Here is a 19,729-nt window from a genome sequence, read left to right on the forward strand (position 1 = left end):
CCCGCTCCCCGTCGTCACCGGGCCGGAGGGCGAGGGTGCGCGTCGGCCGGAACCCGGTGGACACGCGCAGCGCGGCGAGCGGCTCCACCCGCCATCCAGCACCGCGATGGCCGTACGCCGGGCGGTTTGCTCCACCGTCGCCCCCACGGAGCTGTACCCGAACCTGTCGCACACCCAAGGGCGGCGGTGCCGTTCACCACCGGCGACCCGGCCACCGTCACCTTGTACGTCCACGACCGGTACGGCCGGGCAGCCCGTCCTCACCGGGTGGGACCGGCCGCGCTGATGACCCCCAGCGTGGACTCGGGGTCGTACTCCACGGCCACATCGCCCAGGGCGACGATCCCGACCACGCACCCGTCCTCCACGACCGGCAGCCGGCGCAGGGCCTTGCCCCGCATCAGCCACACGGCCCGGTCCACGTCGTCGTCCGGTGCCACGGTGACCAGCTCGCGGCTGCACGCCTCGGCGACCGTCCGCCCGGTGACGTCCCCGCCCTCGGCGAGGATCCGCACCGTCAGGTCCCGGTCCGTGACCAGGCCGCGCAGCCGGTGGCCGGCGCAGACCAGGACCGCGCCGATGTCCTCGTCGCGCATCCGGGCCGCGACCTCGCACACCGGGGTGTCCGGTGCCACCGCGACCGGATTGGTGGTCATGATCTCGCGGACCGCCTGCGTCATGCACTCCTCCAGCTCCACCGGACCGGCTCTGCCCGGCAGATACCCCGGAAACGGGCGTATAGCCCGTCCGGGCGAGAACGGCGCCCGCCGCCCGCGGTGAGACCCGGCACTCGGATCCCGCCCTCCATAGGCTGGACGGGCCCGGTCCTCCTCCGGGAGTTCTGCCGCAGGCAGGAGACGGTCGTGATCGAACTGGCCGCGGCGTTCGCCGTCGCGGGAGCGGCGAGCAACGCGGTGGGCACCGCGTTCCAGCGCAAGGCGGCGTCGGCCAGCAGCCGGGGCGGGCTGCGGCTGCTGACGGAGCTGGTGCACCAGCCCTACTGGATGATCGGCATGGCGGGCGTGATCTGCGCCGCGCTGTTCCAGAGCCTGGCCCTGGTCAACGGCCCGCTCGCGCTGGTCCAGCCGCTGTTCATCCTGGAACTGCCCTTCGCGCTGCTCGTCGCCGCACCGCTGATGCACCGGCGGCTGCCGCCCTGGGGCTGGTGGGGCGTCGGCGGCTGTGTGGCGGGCCTCGCCGTGCTGCTGCTCGCGGCGGCCCCGCACGGCGCGACCGACCAGGCGCCCCTCTCCCGCTGGATCCCGGCCGTGTGCCTGTGCGCCGGTGGCATGGCCGCGGCGATCCTGCCGGCCGGCCGGGGACGCCCGCCGGCCCGGCGCGCCGCGCTGCTGGCGGCGGCCTCCGCGACGGGCAACGCGCTGACCGCCGCCCTCCTGAAGTCGGCCAGCGGCACGTTCGCCGACCACGGCTTCTCCGCGTTCCTGCGGTCCTGGCAGACGTACGGTTTCGCGCTCGCCGGCGCCGTGTCCGTGCTCCTGCTGGAGAACGCGCTCCAGGCCGGTCCACTGGCCGCGGCCCAGCCCGCCCTGACCATCGGCGACGCGGTGGTGAGCCTGGTCCTGGGGATCACCCTCTTCGACGAACGGATCCGCACCGGCTGGTGGCTCGTACCCGAGGCCTGCGGGGCCCTCATGATCGTGGTGGGGGTGGTGGTCCTCAGCCGGGCCGTCCAGCGCATCACCGTGGTCCCGGCGCCGGCCGGGAGGGAACACATGGCCGGGTGAGGCCGCTCAGGGCGCGGCGACGAGCGGCGGCTGCCCCCAGTCGCAGGTCAGTGCCTCCCGCAGTGCACGCGCCGGAGCCGGACCGATCCGTTCCTCCAGCGCCGTTTCGATCACCCTGATCGTGGCCTGCGCCCGCTCGTGCACGCGCCGCCCCTCGGGGGTCGTACGGATCAGGCGCCTGCGGGCGGACCCGGGGTCGGGTGTCTGCTCCAGCAGCCCCATGCCGATCAGGCCGTGCACCGCCTGATGCGCCGTCTGCCGGGTGACGCCGACGCGCCGGGCGAGTTCGGAGACGGTGGTGCCCTCCGCGTCGAGCATCGCGAAGACGGACGCCTGCGCCGTCGTCACCGGCTGCTCGCCCGCCGCCTCCATGCTGGCGAACAGGGCGTCCTCGAACCAGCGGCGGGCCTCGGACAGGAGCTGGGGCAGGTTGGCGGCGCGATGACTCATGGCTCCTCGGAGGCTCGGGGTACCCGCCGGATTATCCTCCCGAGCGGCGGCGGGCGACGAATTCGGCCGTCGTCGCGAAGCACCGCCGGATCTCCGTTCCGGGTGCCGTGCGGGACGAGGAGGGGCGGTGCCTGCGTGCGTGTGTCAGCTCCCGGTGCGCCACCGGTGGCCGGGCAGGAAGCGGACGTCGTACTGCCGGGGCACGGTTCCGAACTTCTCCGGCTCCGGTACGAACGGACGGGCGGGCAGCCCCAGTTCGTCGGCGGGCGTGCCGAGGGTCTCGAAGAACCGCTCGAAGGTGCCGCCGGGTCCGGCGGCGACGCCGACGACCTGGGAATGGTGGCGTTCCATGCGGTAGGCGTGGGGGCAGTTCTTCGGGACGAAGCCGAAGTCACCGGGCGTGAGCAGCTTCTCGTGCTGCTCGCCCTCGAGGTCCTCCACAAAGAGCCGTACGGCGCCCTGGGTGATGTAGAAGACCTCGTACGTGTCCGCGTGGGAGTGCGTGGGGATCAGCTCGCCCTTCGGGCCCTCGCAGGTGAAGAAGTTGAACGTGTTCTCGGTCTGTTCGCCGCCCGCGTACACCGTGACGAGGTCGCCGAACAGGTGGGCGCGGTCGCCCAGGCCCTTCTCGACGAAGTAGGGCTTGCCCGGCTCCGGCGGGATGAGGGAGCGGGTCCGGTAACGGGTGGCGTACTCGATGGTCATGCAGAACCTCCGGTTCCGTGCGGAATCAATGTCAGGCTACCTGACATAAGGAAGGCGCGCGCCAGGCCACCGACCACCCGAGCCACGCCGCCGATGCGGGTGCCCACCGAGCCGGAGCCGACCGGTGCCGAGCCGGCCCGCCGGCTCGACGTGACGCCGCAGGCCATCGCCTCGCCGGTAGCGCGCCTGGAGACCCGGGGACACCCGGAGGGGCGCCGGCATCGGCGCCACCGGCAGGTGCGGCAATGCACGTGCCGGTGGCGCGGGGCGAGGCGTGCCGCGCGACGCCCCGGCCGGCGGGTCGGCGAGACCGCTGTCCCCCTTATTTGAACGGAGCGCTCCGCTCCGATATTTTGGGGCAGACACGATCGCGCCGACACGGAGGACACATGCAGGCGACAAGCAGGCCGACCGCTCTGGTGACGGGCGGCAGCCGGGGAATCGGCGCGGCCACCTCCCGTGAGCTGGCGGCGCGCGGATACCGCGTGGCCGTCAACTACTTCTCGAACCGTGAGGCGGCCGACCAGGTGGTCGCGCTCATCGAGGCCGACGGCGGCGAGGCGTTCGCCGTCCAGGCCGATGTGTACGACCCCGACCAGGCGGCCGGGCTGCTGGAGCGCTCCGCGGTCGACGGGCGCCTGGACGTCCTCGTCTGCAACGCCGGCGCCCGCTTCACCCCGACGCCCGTCCAGAAGCTGGCGTGGGACGACTTCCACACCAAGGTGACGAACGAACTCGCGTCCGTCTACACGCTCACCCAGCAGGCCCTGGCGGTCATGGGCGCCCAGGGCCGGGGCCGGATCGTCTACGTCTCCAGCGCCGTGGCCGACGGCCCGCCCACCGTGGGAATGGCCGCGCACGGCACCGCCAAGGCCGCCCTGAACACCTTCGCCCGCTTCGTCGCCTACGAGGCCGGTCCGCTCGGTGTCAACGTCAACGTCGTGGCGCCCGGCTTCGTCCGCACCGAGGCCAGCGCCGGGATGCCGCAGGAGTTCCAGCGGCGCCTGGCGGAGAGCACCCCCCTCGGGCGGGTCGCGGAACCGCTGGACGTGGCCCGGGCCATAGCGATGCTCGTCGGAGAGGACGCCGGCTTCCTCACCGGCGAGGTCGTCACCGTCGACGGCGGGCACGGCGTGGGCCGCCCGTAAGGAAGAATGCTGCGCCATGGGTGACACGCACGCAGGCAAACCGCGCGGCCGGCAGCGGGAGGCGGACCGCAACGACGCCCGCCTCATGCGGGCGGCCCGGGAAGTCTTCGCCGAGCGCGGCTGGGACGCCCCCGTCTCGGAGATCGCCCGCCGCGCCGGCATCGGGATGGGCAGTCTGTATCGCCGCTACCCGAGCAAGGAACTGCTGGCGCAGCGGATGCGTGTCGCGGGGATGGAACAGCTCATCGCCCAGGCACGTACGGCGCTCGCCGAGGAGCCCGATCCCTGGGCCGCCTTCGCCCGTTTCCTGCGGGACGCGCTGTCGGCCCAAGGGCCGGGCGGCCCGCTCCTCCCCCTGGTCGGCGGCCGGCTGCCGGCCACGGACGAGGTGACCGCCGCGGCCGCCCGGCTGCGTGCCGCCCTCGACGAACTGGTGGGAGACGCACACCGGGCGGGAGTGCTGCGCACCGATTTCACCTCCGCCGACATTCCGCTGCTGCTCGAACACCTCGCCGCGCGGCTGCCGGTCGCAGGTGAGCGTGCCACCGCGCTGCACCTGCGCTACCTCGGCCTGGTCCTCGCCGGGTTGCGCACGCCGGCCGCCGTCGCCGACCCCGCCGGCCTGCCGGGACCCGCCCCGCACTGGGCCGAACTCAGCGAACTGTGGAACGCGCCCGAGGGATGAAGGGCCCCGGGACGGATTGACCCGGCGCCCCCCGGCACCCGTAGAGGACCGGGAACGGTGCGCCCCTCGGACCCGACAGCCGGCCCGAGCGGGACGCCACCGCACACGCGCGGGGCCCGGCCGTCGTACCGGCCGGGCCCCGCGCGGGGTGGGTGTGTTGCAGGTCAGCTCACCATCGGTACCAACGGCCTCGGCCGCCGCCGGAGTTGGCGGAGCGCATGACGAAGCCGAGGAGCCAGAGCACCAGGACGGCGACGGCGACCCACCAGAGAATCTTGATGGCGAAACCGGCACCGAAGAGGATCAGGGCGAGAAGCAGAACGAGCAGCAGGGGAACCATATGTATCAACCTCCTGACCTCCGCATGCCCTGCGAACCTCCCTTCATTCTTCACCGGTCCCCTGTTTGTGAAGGGAGAGCGGGGGCACGAGCGGGTTACCGCGACAGCGGCACACAAGCTATGAGGAGGCGCTGTTCCATGACTGCCGGTGAGAAGGCCAAGGCGAAGACCGAGCAGGCCGAGGGCAAGACCAAGGAAGCCGTAGGAAGCGCCGTGGGGAATGACCGCATGGCCGCCGAGGGGCAGGCCACCAAGAGCAAGGGAGACGCCCGCGAGGCCAAGGAGAAGACCAAGGACGCTTTCAAGCACTGACGCGCTTCTCCCCGTCACAGGAAAGGGGCCTTCCCGGAATCGATCCGGGAAGGCCCCTTTTCGGTATCCGCCGGAATATCCGCCTGACAGCTCACAGGGGTGAGCGGCTGCGAGGTACCCGGGCCAGCGGACTCACCAGGCCGTACAGCTGGTTGAAGGCGTCCCGCAGCACCGGGCGGTCCTGCGGCGCGGCCGTCCCGAGGACCTGCTCCAGGAGCTGTCGGCGGCGTTGACGTGTCGCTTCCAGAACGCACTTGCCGGCGCCGGTGAGGCAGAACTCCCCGGGCGGGACACGGCGCACGAGTGTGCGCTGCTCCAGCCGGTCGAGCAGGCTCCGCACCGAGGAGAGACCGATGCCGAGGTCCCTGGCGATCCGCTCCGGGCCGGCCTGCCCGCCCTCCAGGGCCAGCAGCCCGCGCATCTGCTCCTCGGCGACCGTCGGGGCGACATCCTCATGGGCCCGCTGCCACAACTGGATCATCGATGCGGCAACGTGTTCCGCCGCCAGTTCCGCTCCGGCAGGTTCGGGTTCCACTGACATGGCTTGCCCCTTCCTTGATGCCGTCGAGAACAGGCGCTTACCCACCTGATGACGCATCAGACCCGCCCGTGCGTTCGAAAGGGTGCTGAACTGGGGTAGTCGAGCGGGGAAATGCGTCCGATACGGCCATCAGAGTGACGGATCAGGGTGACGGATGCCGGAACGAGGTAATCCGTCGCACGACGCCGCGGCATCCTGGGCGGAGTCGTAGATGTCGAGGATTTCGTCGACCCCGGTGATTCTCAGCAACTGCCGCAGCTGGTCGGGCACCGCGGCCAGCACCAGCCTGGCACCGATCTCCTTCGCATACCGATAGGCCGCCAGCAGCGCGTTCAGTCCCGCGGAATCACAGAACGGCACCCCCGCGACATCCAGTACGACGAACCGGTCACCGGAATGCAGAAGGTCCAGGAACTCCGTGCGGAACATGGGCCCGGTCAGGTAATCCATCTCCCCGTGGAACACGGCCACCAGGGCCTGGCCCGAACGGGTCTTCACCACCGTAGGAACGTTGGACACCAGCCCTCCCGACACCGCCCGGAACGCGGACCGCGTCCCGGAAATGGGCGCCTGCCCCAGATGCGGCCCCCCAACCAGTGTCAGGGATGCTGGGACAGGTCGCGTCCCTCCCGGTCGGACGACGGCCACACATAGGGCAGATCGTCCGGGACGCCGGGGAAGGCGGGCGCGTACGTCTCCGGGTCCTTGCGGACGAGCGCGGACCGGTGGCTGCGGTGGAAGGCCTCGTCACCGAGCCACGGCGGCAGTTCCCCGGCGGCGGCGAGGGCGGCCTGGTCACGCACGGGCGCGCCCGGACGGTGCGCGGCGTATCCGGCGACCAGTGAGGCGGCGCAGCTGTCCTGGTGTCCCTGCTCCCGCCAAACCCGGCACACCTCGAGGCCGTAGCGGACCAGTGCCTCGTCGTACCCGCTCCACATGCGCACGGCCGGGTGCCGGCGCCAGCCGTATCCGGGGACGGTCAGGCCCCGCAGTACCTGGAGCGCCTCGACCCGCTGTTTGCCCAGGCGGCGGCGGTCGAGGAGCAGGGCGGAGCAGCGGAAGTCGGGGTCGGGGAGAAACGTCTGCATGGACGCCGTCCTGAGGGGGGTGGGGGCGGGGCGCCGGCTCGGTCCGGGTGCCGCGGTGGTGTTCCCCGGCGGTTCACGGGGCGTGCCGGCTCGCCGCGCGGTCGGCGTCTCCTCCGGCGCCGAGGAGTCCGGTAGGTTCGAGGCGATCGTCGGCCTCCAGGCGTGGCAGGCCCTTGCGGGCCGCGCGCAGGACGAGCGGGGGCAGGACGGCACGCACCGGCTGCACGAGCCGGAGCCAGGGCGGTGCGTACACGGCGGTACGGCGGTGTTCCAGGCCGTCGACGATGCGGCCGGCGACCTCCGTGACGTCGTACACCCGGCGGGCGGGTCCCGGCATGTGGCCGCGCAGCTCGCGCAGCACCGCGTACCGGTCGGCGTCGCGCACCATGTCGGTGTCGGTCCAGTTCGGGTAGGCGATGCCCACGGCGACGCCATGGGCGGCGACCTCGGCGCGCAGCGCGTGCGCGAAGGCCTCCACCCCCGCCTTCGACGCGCAGTAGGCGCTCATCAGGGGGGCGGCGCCGAGCGACGCCAGGGAGGCGATCTGGAGGTAGTAGCCGGCCGTGGCCCGGAGGTCGGGAAGGAAGACGCGGGCGGTCTGGGCGCTCCCGGTGAGGTTGACGTCGATCACCCGCCGCCACTCGGCGGGGTCCGTGTCGGCGAACAGGCCGCCCGCCGCGATGCCGGCGTTGGCGATCACGACGGACGGGGTGCCGAGCCTCCGGTGTGTCTCACGCGCGGCCCGGCGCAGGGCCGGGAGGTCGGTCACGTCCGCCTCGATCGCGAGTGCCCGCGTCGGCAGCTGGGCGGCCAGGTCGTCCAGCAGGTCCTTCTCGTGTCCGAGGAGGACCGGCCGGGCGCCCCGCCGGGCGACCTCGCGGACGAGCGCGGCGCCCAGCCCCCGTGCGGCGCCCGTCACCACGACGGTCCGGTCCTTCAGGGGACTGCTTCCCACGGGCTTCGCCTTTCTCTCGGCGGGGCGCTCGCCGCGCTCCGGTGGCGGGGGCGGGTCAGGCCTCGGCGGCCGGGGGGTGCGCCGTGTGGTCGGGGTGCCCGCAGGTGCGGCGGTCCTCCTTCATCTCGGCCTCGTACAGGTGGTCCCGGCCCTGGGCGAGTTCGCTCACCGCACTGCGTTCGAGCTGCTGGAACGGGCGGTAGTACGTGTCGTTGTAGGCCTCGACGATCTGGAACGTCCAGTGGCCCGGGATGACGTTGCGGCCCAGGATCTCGGCCTCGACCTTGTCCGCCCACTCGGGATGTCCCGCCTCGCGCAGCAGCCGCACCGCGCGGTCCAGTTCCAGGTCGGCCCCGCCGGTGAGCTGGTGGAAGCCGTACAGATGGCCGCGGGCGCGTTCGGTGGTCTCCAGGGCCTTCGACAGGGCCCCGAGAGCCTCGACGGTCTTGTCGTCGACGCCTTCGGGACGCCGGTGCCGGCGGTCGGGTCCGTCCTGGTGGTCGTGCATGGTGCTCCCCTGGGATGCGATGGCGTGTCCGGTTCTCTTCCCGTTTCCCCGGGTGACCGGATGCGCCGTCCACCGGTCGGGTGGTCAGCGTTTGCGTCCGGTGCGGTCGCGGCGGGTGAGGACACGCTGGACGCCGGCCAGGCCGGGTGCCCGCCGGGAGCGCAGCGCGGCGCGGGCCGCGTTGGCGCCGGGAGCGCCGTGCACGCCTCCGCCCGGATGAGCGCCGGCGGAGGCGAGGTACAGGCCCGGTACGGGGGTCTCCGGCCGTCCTGTGCCGGGTACGGGGCGGAAGACGAGCTGCTGGTGCAGGGCGGTCGTGCCGCCGTTGATGGCGCCGCCCGACAGGTTGGCGTCCAGCGCCTCCAGGGTGGGCGGCGCGAGTACGCGCCGGGCGCGGATGAGGGAGCGGAAGCCCGGGGCGAAGCGCTCCACCTGGCGTTCCACCCGGTCCGCCATCCGTTCCTGCTCGGATGTGTCCCAGGTGCCGGTGATGCCCTCGTCGCCGGCGTCCGCCCGGATGTCGTGCGGTACGTGGGTGTAGGCCCAGGCGGACTCGGTGCCCTCGGGGGAACGGGAGGAGTCCGCCGTGGTCATCTGCCCGAACAGGGCGAAGGGGCGGTCGGGCACCTGCCGCATGGCGATCTGCGCGGCGAAGCGGGTCAGCTCGTCCACGCCGTCGGCCAGGTGGACGGTTCCGGCCCGGGCGGCCTGCTCGGCCCGCCACGGCACGGGGCCGTCGAGCGCCCAGTCCACCTTGAAGGTGGCGAAGTCCCACTGGAACCGCAGCAGGTCCGCCATCAGCTGGGCGGGCAGGTGTTCGGCGCCGACGAGTTCGCGGTAGAGGACGGGCACGGCCACGTCCGCGAGTACGGCCCTGCGCGCGGGCACCGCCGCACCGGCGCTGGTGCGCACCCCCACGGCCCGGCCACCGCGGATGACGATGTTCTGCACCCGTTCCCCGCAGCGGACCTCCCCGCCCTTGTGGCGCAGCCGCCGCACCAGCGCCTCGGTCAGCGCGCCGGAGCCGCCGGCCGGTACGGGGAAGCCGTACGTCTGCCCCAGCATCGACATCAGCCAGCCGAAGCCGCCGCTGCCCGCGGACTCGGGGGCGAGGTCGGCGTGCAGGGCGCTGCCGGCCAGCAGCAGCCGGCCGCCCTCGCCGCGGAACTCCTCCTCCCCCATCCGGCGCACCGGCAGGGCCAGGGAGCGGGCCGTGCGCAGACCGCCCGCCGCGCGCAGCGTCCGCAGCAGCCGGAGAGATGACTTGACCGGCGGGAACGGGGTGAACAGGGCGCCCAGCAGGTCCGGGCGCAGCGTCTCCCACAGCTCGCACAGGCGCCGCCAGGCCGCTCCGTCGCCGGGTGCGAAGGCCTCGGCGGACGCGGCCGTCGTCTCGATGTCCCGGTCGAGGACGGCGCACCGGCCGTCGCTCAGCGGATGGGCGAGCACGCTCGGCGCGTGGCTCCAGCGCAGCCCGTGCTCCTCGAGGCGGAGCGTGGACAAGACGGGGGACGCGGCGGCCAGCGGGTAGAAGGAGCTGAAGATGTCGTTGACGAAGTCGGGGTGGACGCCCCGGTCGTGGCGGACCGCGCCGCCCGGCTCGGGCTGTTCCTCGATCACGAGGACGCTCCACCCGGCGTCGGCCAGCACGTTGGCGGCCACCAGCCCGTTGGGGCCCGCCCCGATCACCACGGCGTCAGGCATGACCGGGCGCCTCCCCGGTACGGGCCTGCCGGGCGGAGGCCGTGGGACGCCGCTGTGCGCCGCCCTCGCAGCATCGGGCGAGCCGGGCGAGCATGGGGCGGTGGCGCACCTGGATCAGCGCCTCGACGCCGATGTTGTGCAGCACGGCTCCGGCCCCCTGCAACGGGTGTTCGTCCACGATGACCAGGCAGTGCTCACCCCATTCCCGCAGCTCTATCGAGAAACGGGCCGTGCCGAGCCATCCCGCCATGATCTCCAGTTCCAGGCGGGAGCCCTCCTCGCAGTGCCGTACGACCGTCTCGTTGGCGAGCCGCACCGGGCCCAGCCGGATCTCGTACGCGATGGACGCGCCCAGCTGCGGCCACTGACCCTCTTTCGGCCGGGATTCGCCGGTGCCCACCACCCAGTCGGCGTATCGGCTGCCGTCGGCGAGGACTTCCCACACCGCGGCCGGGTCGGCCTTGATCAGACGATGACGAACTGCCATAGGTGCCTCCGGATAGTGGACTGCCGACGGCCGTCACCGGGTGCCCGAGGACGGGCGGCCCAACCGTGTGACCGGCCGGCGTGCCCTGTGCCCTCGTGCCGGAGGCCGTATGCCCGGAGGACCGCGGGCCGGCGAGGGCGTGATTTCCGGGAAGCCGTGGGCCGCGCCCCGCGCACGGCAGGCGTGTGCCCTTCCCCTGCGGGCAAGCGGGAGCACAGGGGAACCCCGGTACGACGAGGGACATGGTCCCTGAGGAGGTCGGCGATGGTGTGGTGGGCCTGGGTGGTCCTGGTGATCGTGGCGATGGGACTGATCGCCGCGGCGACGTTGGCGGTGCAGGCCAGGCGCCGTTCCGGAACGGTGATCGCGGTGCGCGGGGGCCGTCGCTCCGGTCGAGGAGGTCCGCGGTGATCACGCTGATGCTCGCTCGCGAGCTGACCGGGCGGGAGGTGGTGACCCTCGGCGGCGACGCGGTGGCGCGGATCAAGGACACCGTCTTCGACGCCGGGGCGGGCCGGATCACCGGCTTCACCCTCAGTGGCCGGGGGCTGCTGGCCGGGCCGCTGAAGCGGAGTCTGCCGTTCTCCGCGGTGCACGCCGTGGGGCCCGCGGCGGTGATGATCCCGAGCGAGGCCGTCCTCGCGGACCGGGACGCGGTCGTGGGGCCCCACGCGGCCGGAAGCGGCCAGGTGATCGGGGCGCCGGTGCTCACCGACCAGGGCACCGCGATCGGCACCGTGCGTGACGTGGTGGTCGAAGCCGGTACCGGTGGGCGCGTCGTCGGCTTCGAGATCGCCGCCAACGACCACTTCGACAGTCACCGGCGTCATGTGTTCATCCCCCGTGGGGAGACCCTTGCCGTCTCGGGCGAGGCCATGGTCGTCCCGGCGCGGGCGAGCCACTTCGCCGCGGCGGACCTGCCCAGCTTCGGCGGTCAGGTGGAGGCCTTCCAGGCGGGCGCCCACCTGCCGCACGCGGACACCCCCGCACGCGCCGAAGCCGAAGGAGACCCGGCATGACCCTCTTCACGCAGGCCCGGGGCCTTTCGGTGATCACCGCCGAGGAGGCGGCGACCCTGGGCACGGTGAGCGGCCTGACCATCGACGCCCGGACCCGGAGCGTCGCCTGCCTGCGCCTGTCCGGGGCGCCGAAAGGCTCCTCGGTCATCGCCTGGGGGGCGGTGGAGGCCGTCGGGCGCGACGCCGTGATCGTACGCTCACGCGTCGCCGCGGAGTCCGGGCCGGACGACGCGCCCGAGCACCGCGAGGCCGTCGGGAGCCGGGTCCTGACCGAGTACGGCACCGAACACGGCACCGTCAGGGACGTCGGCTTCGACCCGGTGACCGGAGAGATCCTCACGCTGTACACGGCGCTCGGTGACATCCCGGGAGAGCGTCTGATCGGCCTCGGTTCCTATGCCGTGGTCGTCCACGCGGACCGCGTCTGACCCCAGCGGGACAGGGCGCGGTCGCCCTCGTACGCGGATCACCCGGACGGCTCCGTGTACGGGGGCACTCGCCGGGCAGTCGGCACGTGACCCGGGGCCGGGCATTCGTGCCGCGCTCCGGCGGCGGCGTGCCGCGGCCGAATCCCCCGAGCAGGCCGCGGCACCCGTCCCCCTCGCGCACGGGTGCCCGTCGGGAGGAGTCACCCACGTCCCGGACCACCGGGGCGGACCGGCACCGGTTGCCCTGCGAATGGGCGGGTACAGCGTGTGCGTGAGGTAGGTATCCGTCCGGTCCAGGGGTTCCTGAGAGTGATGTGTTCGTGACTCGTCTCGGTGATGCCGGAGACGGCCAGGCACGCGCGGAGGGGGACGACCCCGAAGCCGCCGCGTCGCAGATCGCCGATGCCGTGGAGCGCCTGTCCCAGCTGTGGTCGGATGCCGCGCAGCGGGCGAGTCTGCGGTTGTCGGCGCACCAGTTGCGGGGGCTGCGGATACTGGAGGCCACGCCGGGGCTGAATCTGACGGGGCTCGCGGAGCGCATGGACATCGGTCTGCCCACGGCCAGCCGGCTGTGCGACCGTCTGGAAGCAGCCGGCCTGCTGGAACGGGTGCTGCATCCGCACAGCCGGCGCGAGGTGCAGCTGAACCTCACGGGCCACGGCCGGCGCCTGCTCACCGAGGTGGCCTCGGAGCGCGCACGGGCACTCGCCGCCCCCCTGGCCACCATGCGGACCGCCGAACGCGCGGCGCTGGTCCAGGGCATGCGGGCATTCCTGCGGGCACAGCGGCACGGGCCCGCCCGGGACGACGGTCCCGGCACCCGCGAACCCTGACGCGGCGGCGGGCCCTCAGTGACGGCCGGTCAGTGGTGCGTGCCGGTGCAGGACGACCACGGCGCATCCCGCGTACAGGTCCGGCGGGCGAGCGGGCGCGTCGGCTCGCCGAGAACCCCGGCCGACGGGAACAGACGGACGGACACCGCGCCCGCGCGGCCCGCACGGGTTGTGACGCTGCCCCCGCACGACGCGCGGGTCAGGACGCCGCCGTCCACGACGCACAGGCGACGCCGCCGACCGCGCACGGCGGGATGCGGCGCGCAGCCGCCAGCGCGGGCGGCGCGCAGCGGGACTCGGTGCGCAGCCGACATCACCGGCGGCGCACAGAGAATTCCGGCACCCAGCCGACAGCCGGGCTGCACACAGCGGGACCCGGTGCGCAGACGATGCCGCCGGTCGCCCACAGCGATCCGGCACCCAGCCGACAGGGCCAGCCCCCACAACGGCACCCGACACCCGGCCCACACCGCCAGCCACGCACAGCGGAACCCGGTGCGCAGCCGACAGCGCGGGCCGCGCACAGCGGAACCCGGCACCCGGCACCCAACCCACAGCGCCAGCCGCCCACAACAGAACCCGGTGTGCAGACGATGCCGCCGGTCGCGCGTGGCGCGGGGAATCCGGATCCGGCATGCCGCGCCGGCGACTCGCGTGCCGCGCCGGCGAACCGGGTGCCGCGCACCCGCCGTGCGGCCGGTGGCGGGCGCCCGGCCGGGTGGCGGGCCGGGCCGCCCGGTTCCGGGGCCGACCCGGCCGTCAGGCTGCCGTGCTCACCGCTCGGCCGGCCTCCCGCGCCAGTCCAGGCAGACCACCAGCGCGTCGTCGTCGGGCATGGCCTCGCCCCGGTGGCCGGTCAGCTCGCGCAGGATGGCGCGCGGCACCTCGGCCGCGGGCAGCAGCCGGGTCGACTGGATCGCCCGCGCGAGAGCGGCCTCCCCGTACGCCTCCCCCTTGGGCGAGGCGACCGCGTGCACGCCGTCGCTGACGAACAGCAGCCGGTCCCCCGGCTCGACCTGGAACTCCTGCGCCACGTAGTCGGTCTCCTCGAACATGCCCAGCGGCAACTGGGCCTCGAACCCGACGCGCTCCACGACGCCCCGCCGCAGGCGCAGCAGCTGCGGGGAACCGGCGTCGACCACCCGCACCCGACCGTTCGTCAGGTCGAAGTCGAAGAGCAGGACCGACAGGTAGCAGCGTCCGCGGTAGTGGGCGTAGACGGCCTGGTCGGCGAGGGCGGCCTGGTCGGCGAGGGGGATGCCCGCCCGGCGGGCGTTGCGCAGGGCGTTGATGGCGAGGTTGGTCAGCAGGGACGCTTCTATGCCCTCGCCCATGCCGTTGGTGACGTACAGCATCAGGTGGTCGGCGGTGGCGGACCAGTCGAAGTTGTCGCCGAAGATGCCGTAGGCGGGCTCCAGTTGGGCAGCCAGGTCGTACTCGGCACGCGAGCAGGAACGGCCGGGCAGGAGCTGCCACTGCATCTCGGCGGCCAGGGTCAGCCGGTCCTTGCGCCGCGCCTGGAGATACAGATCGGTGTCCCGCTCGGCGACCAACAACTCGCGACCCAGCACCTCGGCGATCTCGCAGAGTTCGGTCTGGTGGCGGCCGGCGTCAACCGCGGCCAGGGTCACGGACAGCACACCGAGCCGGTCCCCGCGCACGCTGACCGGCAGGTGCAGGCACGCCCGCCCGTCCCTGAGGTCCTCGCGGTAGCACTGCTGGGAGCCGAACGCGCGTCCGGCGGGGCTGTTGTGCACCGACACCGGCTCCAGCGTGTGCGGCAGCACGGACACCGGCTGGAGCACGGTCAGACCGTAGTCGGCCATGAACAGCTCGACGGCCTCGGCCGCGTACTGTTCGACCAGTACACGGCGGGCGGCGTCGAGCAACTCATGGGGAGCCGCTGTCCGCAGAGCGCGTACAGCGGCGACGAATCTCTTCACGATGGGAAGTGAACCAATCTTTCGCCGGACAAAGTGTGAGCCTCCTGCGGAGGCGAAGTTCTCGCGTACCGTGGGCCGGTCGCGCCGGACATCCGTCGCCGGCACCCGCACCTAGTACGCTGGCGGGCACCCCAGTGCCTGCGAGAGTGTGACTGTGACTTCCTTCCACCGCCGACCGGAGCCCGACGAGATCGCACGCGTGACCTCAACGGCCGCGGAGCTGCTGGAAGTCCTGTGGGGCCGGGCGTCGACCGCGCCGGCCTCCGCGTCCCAGCTGCGCCTGCTGCATATCCTCGAGCACCACGACGGCATCAATATGCGCACGCTCGCCGAGGCACTGGCCTCGACGCCGCCGTCGACCAGCCGGCTGTTCGACAGGTTGCAGGCGGCCGGTTTCGTGGAGCGTGAGAACAGCCCGGCTGACCGGCGTGAGGTGCGGCTGCGCCTGAGCGGCCGGGGCCGCGCCTTCCTCGCCGATCTGCGCTCCCGCCGGGAGGCGGAACTCAGGGCGGTCCTCGGCCTCATGCCGGTCTCGAAGCGGACCGCGCTCGCGGAGGGGCTGGAAGCGTTCTGTGCCGTGGCCGCCGAGCAGATACACGACGACGCGCAGGGGCCCGGAAGCCGGACCGCCTGAACCGGCCGGCCGGCCGGCACCGCTTCTCTTGGACGGTGGCGCGCACACGGAGCGGCCTCCGTTGACCGGAGCATCCCACATCCTTCCCCGTGTACATACGACACGGCTACTTTCTTGCCTCCTGGCTATAGTTGTCAAACGGCAACTGTGTGCGCCGGATCGGCCATCGGCGGACGTACAGAAGTCGTCCTGTCATCCGTGTACCCCGAGCTCCGGACGATCTGCGGTACCTGTGGCGCACTTCTCGGCCGGGCGGCGCGAACGCCCCCGCGAGCGCGCCGGGCAACCGGGCTCCGGAAGCGTGAACGCTCCGGCCGGGCGCCGGGAGGGAGAGGTCCGCTCAGCTGGCGCCGGCCCGGGTGACGTCACCGTCCGCCCCGGCTCTCCGGGCGTCACACGGCCGGCTCGCCGGTGATCTCCAGGCTGCGTGCGGTGGCGGCATGCTCGGTCATACCCGGATGCCGGGTCCGGGAGCGGGGCCGGTGGAGCGGGTGCGTAGCGCGAGGCTCCCCTCGCGCAGCAGCCCCAGGGTGCGGGGGAAGTCGCGCAGTTGCCCGGCCAGGACGTCCAGCCCCGCGAGCAGCGAGTGCACCGGCACCCTCCGTGCCCGCAGGATGCCGGCGGTCCACGTCAGGAACGCGGTGAACACCTCGGGGTCGTCCACGTAGAGGGCGGTGGCCAGGAAGTCGACGATGTGGGCGACGTCCTCGGCCGTCCGCTCCCGCTGCGCGTCGGTGTACGCGCGCACCGCCGGGAAGCGGTCCTCGAGGCCGGTGAGGGTCTGTTTCACCAGCCCGCCGCGGGAGTGGACGACCATCGTGTACTCCTGGTCGGCCAGATGGGGCAGGTCGTCGACCGCCTGCCGGACCGCCCTCGGGGCGGGGCGGGGCAGGCCGCCCGCCAGTACGCCCGCGGCGCCTCGGGCGTCCGCCGCCCAGCGGTCGGCTCCCAGCGCCCTGGCGTACCGGCCGCCCGGGCCGAAGGCGCGGCCTCCGGCGAGGACCGGGACGCCGACGGCCCGGCAGGCGGTGATGGCCGTGTGGGCGGCGGGCAGGTGGGTGGGCAGCGAGCAGGACAGCAGCACCGCCTGCGGATCGGTGCGGTGCAGATGGGCGATGAGGTGCGGGGTGGGCGTCCGGGCCCCGAGGTGGTCCACCTGCCAGCCGCGCAGGCGCAGGACCTCCGTCACCAGCCGGGCCGGGAAGGCGTGCCAGTCGCCGTCCACGCAGCCGACGGTCACTCGGCCCCGCGACGTCCGGCCGGTCCGCTCGGCCCGCGGCGGGCGGGCCAGGCCGGCCACCACCCGTTCGTTGATGGCGGTGGCGGCGTGCTCCTGCGCGACGGTGAGGCGGTCGGCGGCCCATTCGGTGCCGACCTTCTCCTGCACGGAGGCGATCACGTCCAGCAGCAGCGCCTCTTCGTCGAGGCCGTCGGCCAGTGCCTGCCGGACGGCGTCCACGGCGTCGTACTCGTCACCGGCCACGACGGCTTCCCACAGCCGGTCGCGGCACTCGTCCGCCCGGGCGGGGCGGATCACCCGCTCATCCTGGGACGCGGATGCCGGGCCTTGCCGTCGACGAGCGACAGGGGGCCGGTCCTGGGGGCGCTGATGGCGAGGACGGCCATGTCGTCGTGGTGGCCGGTGCCGAGCCACTGGGTGGCGAGCATCTGGACGTGTTCCACGACGGCTTCCGCCGGCATGCCCACGCACTCCGCCAGTGCCCGCCTGAGTCTGTGCTCCCCGAAGAACTCGTCGCCCAGCGGTCCGCCGCGGGCTTCGGTGATGCCGTCGGTGTAGAGCAGGCAGGTCTCCCCCGGCGCGAGCGTCGTCCCGACCGTGCGGGCCGTCACCGTGGGCAGCGCACCGACCAGGGTGCCGCGGGTGGGCATCTCCTCGACCTCGCCGCTGTTTCGGACGACCAGCGGCGGAAGGTGTCCCGCGCTGGTCAGCCGCAGGTGCGTCCGGCCGCCCCGACGGGACACCGCGGCCAGCACCAGCGTGGCGAACCGGGTGTGGTGCGAGGTCAGTAAGGCGCCGTTGAGGAGGCTCAGGACCTGGAGGTGGTCCGCCGCGAGGGGCAGCAGCGCGTGCAGGGTGTTGCGGATCTTGCCGGTCAGTACGGCCGCGTCCAGGCCCTTGCCCGCGACGTCGCCGAGGACGACGAGGCTCTCCCGGGAGGGGTCGGCGCCGGGGTGGAAGTCGTAGAAGTCCCCGCCGACCCGTTCGTGGTCCTCGGCCGGGCGGTAGGCGGCGGCGTACTCCACCCCGTGCACCCGGTGCAGGGCGGGCGGGAGCAGTTCCCGCATCAGCGTGGCCGTGATGGCGGCCTGTTCCGTGTACAGCCGGGCCGCGGACAGGGCGGCGCCCGCCCGGGCGGCGAACAGCCGGGCGAAGACCTCCTCCCCGTCGGAGAAGGACTGCTCGGGGCCGGAACGCAGCAGGATCAGTGCTCCGGCGGGTACCCCGTGGCCGGGCAGGGGGGCGACGATCACGGAGCCGGCCGTCCCCGGGAAGCCCTCGGGCAGCAGCCACTCCGGGATGTCGTCGGGGTTGATCCAGCGCGCCGGGACGGGCGGGAAGCCCTGGAGCGCCTCGCCGAGACCGGGGACGCCGTGCGGATCGATGTTCCGGGTCACCTGGGTGACGCCTCCGCCGCGCCGTGCGTACGTCACGTGGTGGCGCCGTCCATGCGGCGGGGCGACGAGCACGGCGGCCTCGGCCAGGTACTCGGCGGCCGTGTCGGCGACCACCTCCATGCAGCGCGGCACGTTCAGGGTGGACAGGAGCCTGCCGGAGACCTCGGCCAGGGCGTTGGACCGCTCCTGGGCGCTGTGCAGGGCCCGTTCGGCCAGGCGGCGGCCGGTGTGGTCGACCAGCCACCACACCACGTCCCCGTCGGCGGACGGCGAGGGATGGGCGTCGAAAAAGCGTTCGCCGATGACGCCACTCGACGGGCCGCGGGGGGAGTCGGGCTGTTCGCCGGCGACGTGCCGGTGGGCGTCGGACAGCCAGGCCGGCACGATGTCGTGGAGCCGGTCACCGTCGCAGGCGTCCGGCAGCAGCGACCGGGCGGCCCGGTTGAGCCGCACGAGGCCGCCGTGCCGGTCGACGACCAGGACGGGGCAGGGGGCGTCGGCCCACGTCGCACCGACACTGTCGGCGGCGTCGCGCGGGGCGGCGGACGAGCCGCGAAAAGCGCACACAAGCAGGGGCACGCAGCGTGCGCGCCCCACCACCTTCCTGCCTTCGGAAATAGATGCCTTACGGCAACAGTTCCGTATCCTGGTGTCAGGCGCAAGCCGCTCTGTGCGGTCGGTGGCGGCGCTCCGGTGCGGGATCCCTGCTGGGAGCGGCCGTACGGTGGGGAGAAAAATACGGGCAACTTCCTGTCCGGGCCGCGTGCTACGCGGATTCCTCACGCGGAGCGCGGACCGGTCGCCTCGATGTGCGCGCGAGGACCGCGCGCCTGAGCCGGCACGCGGTCCTCGCCCATGGGCGCCCGGCGATGTCCTACCTGACCGCGGCCGGCCCGTCGGCCAGGGCGATGCGGACGGTGATCCTCTTGCCCACCGGTTCGCGCTGCGCCTCGAAGGCCTCGGCGACGGCCAGGACGATCTCCAGGCCGTGCTGGCCGACCCGGCCGGGCTCGGCGGCGCGGGCCACCGGCAGCACGTGGTCGGAGTCCCACACGGACACCTCGACCAGGGCACCGGTGACGCGCAGGTCCATCAGGATCGGCCCCGGCGCGTACTTGCAGGCGTTGGTGACCAGTTCGCTGACGACCAGCTGCGTCAGGTCGAGCGCCCGGGCGGAGACCGGGACCCCGTACTCCTGCTGGGCGTGCGTCAGGAACGCGGCGGCCCGGCGCCGCGCCTCGGCGATGCAGCCGAGACCTCCGTCGAGCGCCGAACTGGCCTGTATCGGCTCGGGGGCCATGTCCCGTACACGGTCGGCGCGGAGACCGCACGCCGTGGAAGCCGCCTTCACTACCTTCACTTGGCCGCCTATACCCGCCTTGTAGGTCTCCATGCCCCTGAACTACGACGAAGGGAACTCAGCGGGTCGTGAGCATTCCTTCGCGCAGGCGCTTGAGGGTGCGCGACAGCAACCGCGAGACATGCATCTGGGAGACACCCAGACGCTCACCGATCTGCGCCTGCGTCAACTCCTCCACGAACCGCAGATGCAGGATCACCCGGTCCC

The 19,729-nt window shown here is 73.2% G+C and carries 24 protein-coding genes; 8 read left to right on the plus strand and 16 right to left on the minus strand.

Going from position 1 to position 19,729, the window contains the following annotated elements; all coding sequences use genetic code 11:
- Positions 1 to 260: 260 nt before the first annotated feature.
- Positions 261 to 680: a CBS domain-containing protein gene (locus tag ABZ117_RS32240; RefSeq protein WP_356825980.1), complete on the minus strand. Its 420-nt coding sequence runs from the start codon at positions 678 to 680 to the stop codon at positions 261 to 263.
- Positions 681 to 863: 183 nt separating this feature from the next.
- Between ABZ117_RS32240 and ABZ117_RS32245 the strand changes: the two genes are divergently transcribed.
- Positions 864 to 1,745, plus strand: coding sequence for a DMT family transporter (locus ABZ117_RS32245; RefSeq protein WP_356825982.1), 882 nt, complete (start codon positions 864 to 866; stop codon positions 1,743 to 1,745).
- A gap of 6 nt (positions 1,746 to 1,751) precedes the next feature.
- Here ABZ117_RS32245 and ABZ117_RS32250 read toward each other — a convergent pair whose 3' ends face one another.
- Positions 1,752 to 2,195: a MarR family transcriptional regulator gene (locus tag ABZ117_RS32250; RefSeq protein ID WP_356825984.1), complete on the minus strand. Its 444-nt coding sequence runs from the start codon at positions 2,193 to 2,195 to the stop codon at positions 1,752 to 1,754.
- 144 nt (positions 2,196 to 2,339) lie between these two features.
- Positions 2,340 to 2,900 carry a quercetin 2,3-dioxygenase gene (locus ABZ117_RS32255; protein WP_356825986.1) on the minus strand — a complete coding sequence of 187 codons (561 nt, stop codon included), beginning with the start codon at positions 2,898 to 2,900 and terminating at the stop codon, positions 2,340 to 2,342.
- A gap of 389 nt (positions 2,901 to 3,289) precedes the next feature.
- Between ABZ117_RS32255 and ABZ117_RS32260 the strand changes: the two genes are divergently transcribed.
- Positions 3,290 to 4,048, plus strand: a complete 759-nt coding sequence (locus tag ABZ117_RS32260) for an SDR family oxidoreductase (RefSeq protein WP_356825988.1) — start codon at positions 3,290 to 3,292, stop codon at positions 4,046 to 4,048.
- Between the two features lie 16 nt (positions 4,049 to 4,064).
- Entirely contained in the window at positions 4,065 to 4,733 is a 669-nt protein-coding gene (locus ABZ117_RS32265) for a helix-turn-helix domain-containing protein (protein WP_356825990.1), read from the plus strand.
- A 169-nt stretch (positions 4,734 to 4,902) separates the two neighbouring features.
- On the opposite strand, the gene ABZ117_RS32270 is transcribed toward ABZ117_RS32265, so the two are convergent.
- Positions 4,903 to 5,073, minus strand: a complete 171-nt coding sequence (locus ABZ117_RS32270) for a hydrophobic protein (protein WP_356825992.1) — start codon at positions 5,071 to 5,073, stop codon at positions 4,903 to 4,905.
- Between the two features lie 138 nt (positions 5,074 to 5,211).
- Here ABZ117_RS32270 and ABZ117_RS32275 point away from each other — a divergent pair, with 138 nt between their 5' ends.
- Positions 5,212 to 5,385: a CsbD family protein gene (locus tag ABZ117_RS32275; RefSeq protein WP_356825994.1), complete on the plus strand. Its 174-nt coding sequence runs from the start codon at positions 5,212 to 5,214 to the stop codon at positions 5,383 to 5,385.
- A 91-nt stretch (positions 5,386 to 5,476) separates the two neighbouring features.
- Here ABZ117_RS32275 and ABZ117_RS32280 read toward each other — a convergent pair whose 3' ends face one another.
- The 7 genes from ABZ117_RS32280 to ABZ117_RS32310 all read right to left on the minus strand — a co-directional run bounded on the left by ABZ117_RS32280 (position 5,477) and on the right by ABZ117_RS32310 (position 10,668).
- Positions 5,477 to 5,926: a hypothetical protein gene (locus ABZ117_RS32280; protein WP_356825996.1), complete on the minus strand. Its 450-nt coding sequence runs from the start codon at positions 5,924 to 5,926 to the stop codon at positions 5,477 to 5,479.
- A 129-nt stretch (positions 5,927 to 6,055) separates the two neighbouring features.
- The gene (locus ABZ117_RS32285) at positions 6,056 to 6,427 is read right to left on the minus strand and encodes an STAS domain-containing protein (protein ID WP_356825998.1); all 372 of its coding nucleotides are present in this window, start codon (positions 6,425 to 6,427) and stop codon (positions 6,056 to 6,058) included.
- Positions 6,428 to 6,525: 98 nt separating this feature from the next.
- A complete protein-coding gene (locus ABZ117_RS32290; protein ID WP_356826000.1) occupies positions 6,526 to 7,014 on the minus strand; it encodes an MSMEG_6728 family protein in 489 nt (162 codons plus the stop codon).
- A 73-nt stretch (positions 7,015 to 7,087) separates the two neighbouring features.
- Positions 7,088 to 7,969, minus strand: coding sequence for an SDR family oxidoreductase (locus tag ABZ117_RS32295; RefSeq protein WP_356826002.1), 882 nt, complete (start codon positions 7,967 to 7,969; stop codon positions 7,088 to 7,090).
- A 55-nt stretch (positions 7,970 to 8,024) separates the two neighbouring features.
- A complete protein-coding gene (locus ABZ117_RS32300) occupies positions 8,025 to 8,477 on the minus strand; it encodes a hypothetical protein (protein WP_356826004.1) in 453 nt (150 codons plus the stop codon).
- A gap of 84 nt (positions 8,478 to 8,561) precedes the next feature.
- Entirely contained in the window at positions 8,562 to 10,181 is a 1,620-nt protein-coding gene (locus ABZ117_RS32305) for an NAD(P)/FAD-dependent oxidoreductase (protein WP_356826006.1), read from the minus strand.
- Complete coding sequence (locus ABZ117_RS32310) at positions 10,174 to 10,668, minus strand: SRPBCC family protein (RefSeq protein ID WP_356826008.1); 495 nt, start codon at positions 10,666 to 10,668, stop codon at positions 10,174 to 10,176. Before ABZ117_RS32310 ends, ABZ117_RS32305 begins: the two co-directional genes overlap by 8 nt.
- A gap of 407 nt (positions 10,669 to 11,075) precedes the next feature.
- Between ABZ117_RS32310 and ABZ117_RS32315 the strand changes: the two genes are divergently transcribed.
- From ABZ117_RS32315 to ABZ117_RS32325, 3 genes are all read left to right on the plus strand, one after another.
- Positions 11,076 to 11,687 carry a PRC-barrel domain-containing protein gene (locus tag ABZ117_RS32315; RefSeq protein WP_356826010.1) on the plus strand — a complete coding sequence of 204 codons (612 nt, stop codon included), beginning with the start codon at positions 11,076 to 11,078 and terminating at the stop codon, positions 11,685 to 11,687.
- On the plus strand, positions 11,684 to 12,115 hold the full coding sequence (locus ABZ117_RS32320; RefSeq protein WP_356826012.1) for a PRC-barrel domain-containing protein: 432 nt from the start codon (positions 11,684 to 11,686) through the stop codon (positions 12,113 to 12,115). Before ABZ117_RS32315 ends, ABZ117_RS32320 begins: the two co-directional genes overlap by 4 nt.
- Positions 12,116 to 12,435: 320 nt before the next feature.
- Positions 12,436 to 12,948 carry a MarR family transcriptional regulator gene (locus tag ABZ117_RS32325; protein WP_356826014.1) on the plus strand — a complete coding sequence of 171 codons (513 nt, stop codon included), beginning with the start codon at positions 12,436 to 12,438 and terminating at the stop codon, positions 12,946 to 12,948.
- Between the two features lie 773 nt (positions 12,949 to 13,721).
- On the opposite strand, the gene ABZ117_RS32330 is transcribed toward ABZ117_RS32325, so the two are convergent.
- Positions 13,722 to 14,891 carry a PP2C family protein-serine/threonine phosphatase gene (locus ABZ117_RS32330; RefSeq protein WP_356826016.1) on the minus strand — a complete coding sequence of 390 codons (1,170 nt, stop codon included), beginning with the start codon at positions 14,889 to 14,891 and terminating at the stop codon, positions 13,722 to 13,724.
- A 148-nt stretch (positions 14,892 to 15,039) separates the two neighbouring features.
- Between ABZ117_RS32330 and ABZ117_RS32335 the strand changes: the two genes are divergently transcribed.
- On the plus strand, positions 15,040 to 15,525 hold the full coding sequence (locus ABZ117_RS32335) for a MarR family transcriptional regulator (RefSeq protein ID WP_356826018.1): 486 nt from the start codon (positions 15,040 to 15,042) through the stop codon (positions 15,523 to 15,525).
- Positions 15,526 to 15,973: 448 nt separating this feature from the next.
- On the opposite strand, the gene ABZ117_RS32340 is transcribed toward ABZ117_RS32335, so the two are convergent.
- From ABZ117_RS32340 to ABZ117_RS32355, 4 genes are all read right to left on the minus strand, one after another.
- Positions 15,974 to 17,062, minus strand: a complete 1,089-nt coding sequence (locus ABZ117_RS32340; protein WP_356826019.1) for a cobalamin-dependent protein — start codon at positions 17,060 to 17,062, stop codon at positions 15,974 to 15,976.
- The gene (locus ABZ117_RS32345) at positions 17,059 to 18,735 is read right to left on the minus strand and encodes a PP2C family protein-serine/threonine phosphatase (protein WP_356826022.1); all 1,677 of its coding nucleotides are present in this window, start codon (positions 18,733 to 18,735) and stop codon (positions 17,059 to 17,061) included. Before ABZ117_RS32345 ends, ABZ117_RS32340 begins: the two co-directional genes overlap by 4 nt.
- A gap of 301 nt (positions 18,736 to 19,036) precedes the next feature.
- Positions 19,037 to 19,462 carry an ATP-binding protein gene (locus ABZ117_RS32350; RefSeq protein ID WP_356826023.1) on the minus strand — a complete coding sequence of 142 codons (426 nt, stop codon included), beginning with the start codon at positions 19,460 to 19,462 and terminating at the stop codon, positions 19,037 to 19,039.
- A gap of 118 nt (positions 19,463 to 19,580) precedes the next feature.
- Positions 19,581 to 19,729 (minus strand): sigma-70 family RNA polymerase sigma factor (locus tag ABZ117_RS32355; protein ID WP_356826024.1); only part of this gene is annotated, 149 nt, incomplete at its 5' end.

This window comes from Streptomyces sp. NPDC006309, from assembly GCF_040613095.1.
Classification (GTDB): Bacteria; Actinomycetota; Actinomycetes; order Streptomycetales; family Streptomycetaceae; genus Streptomyces.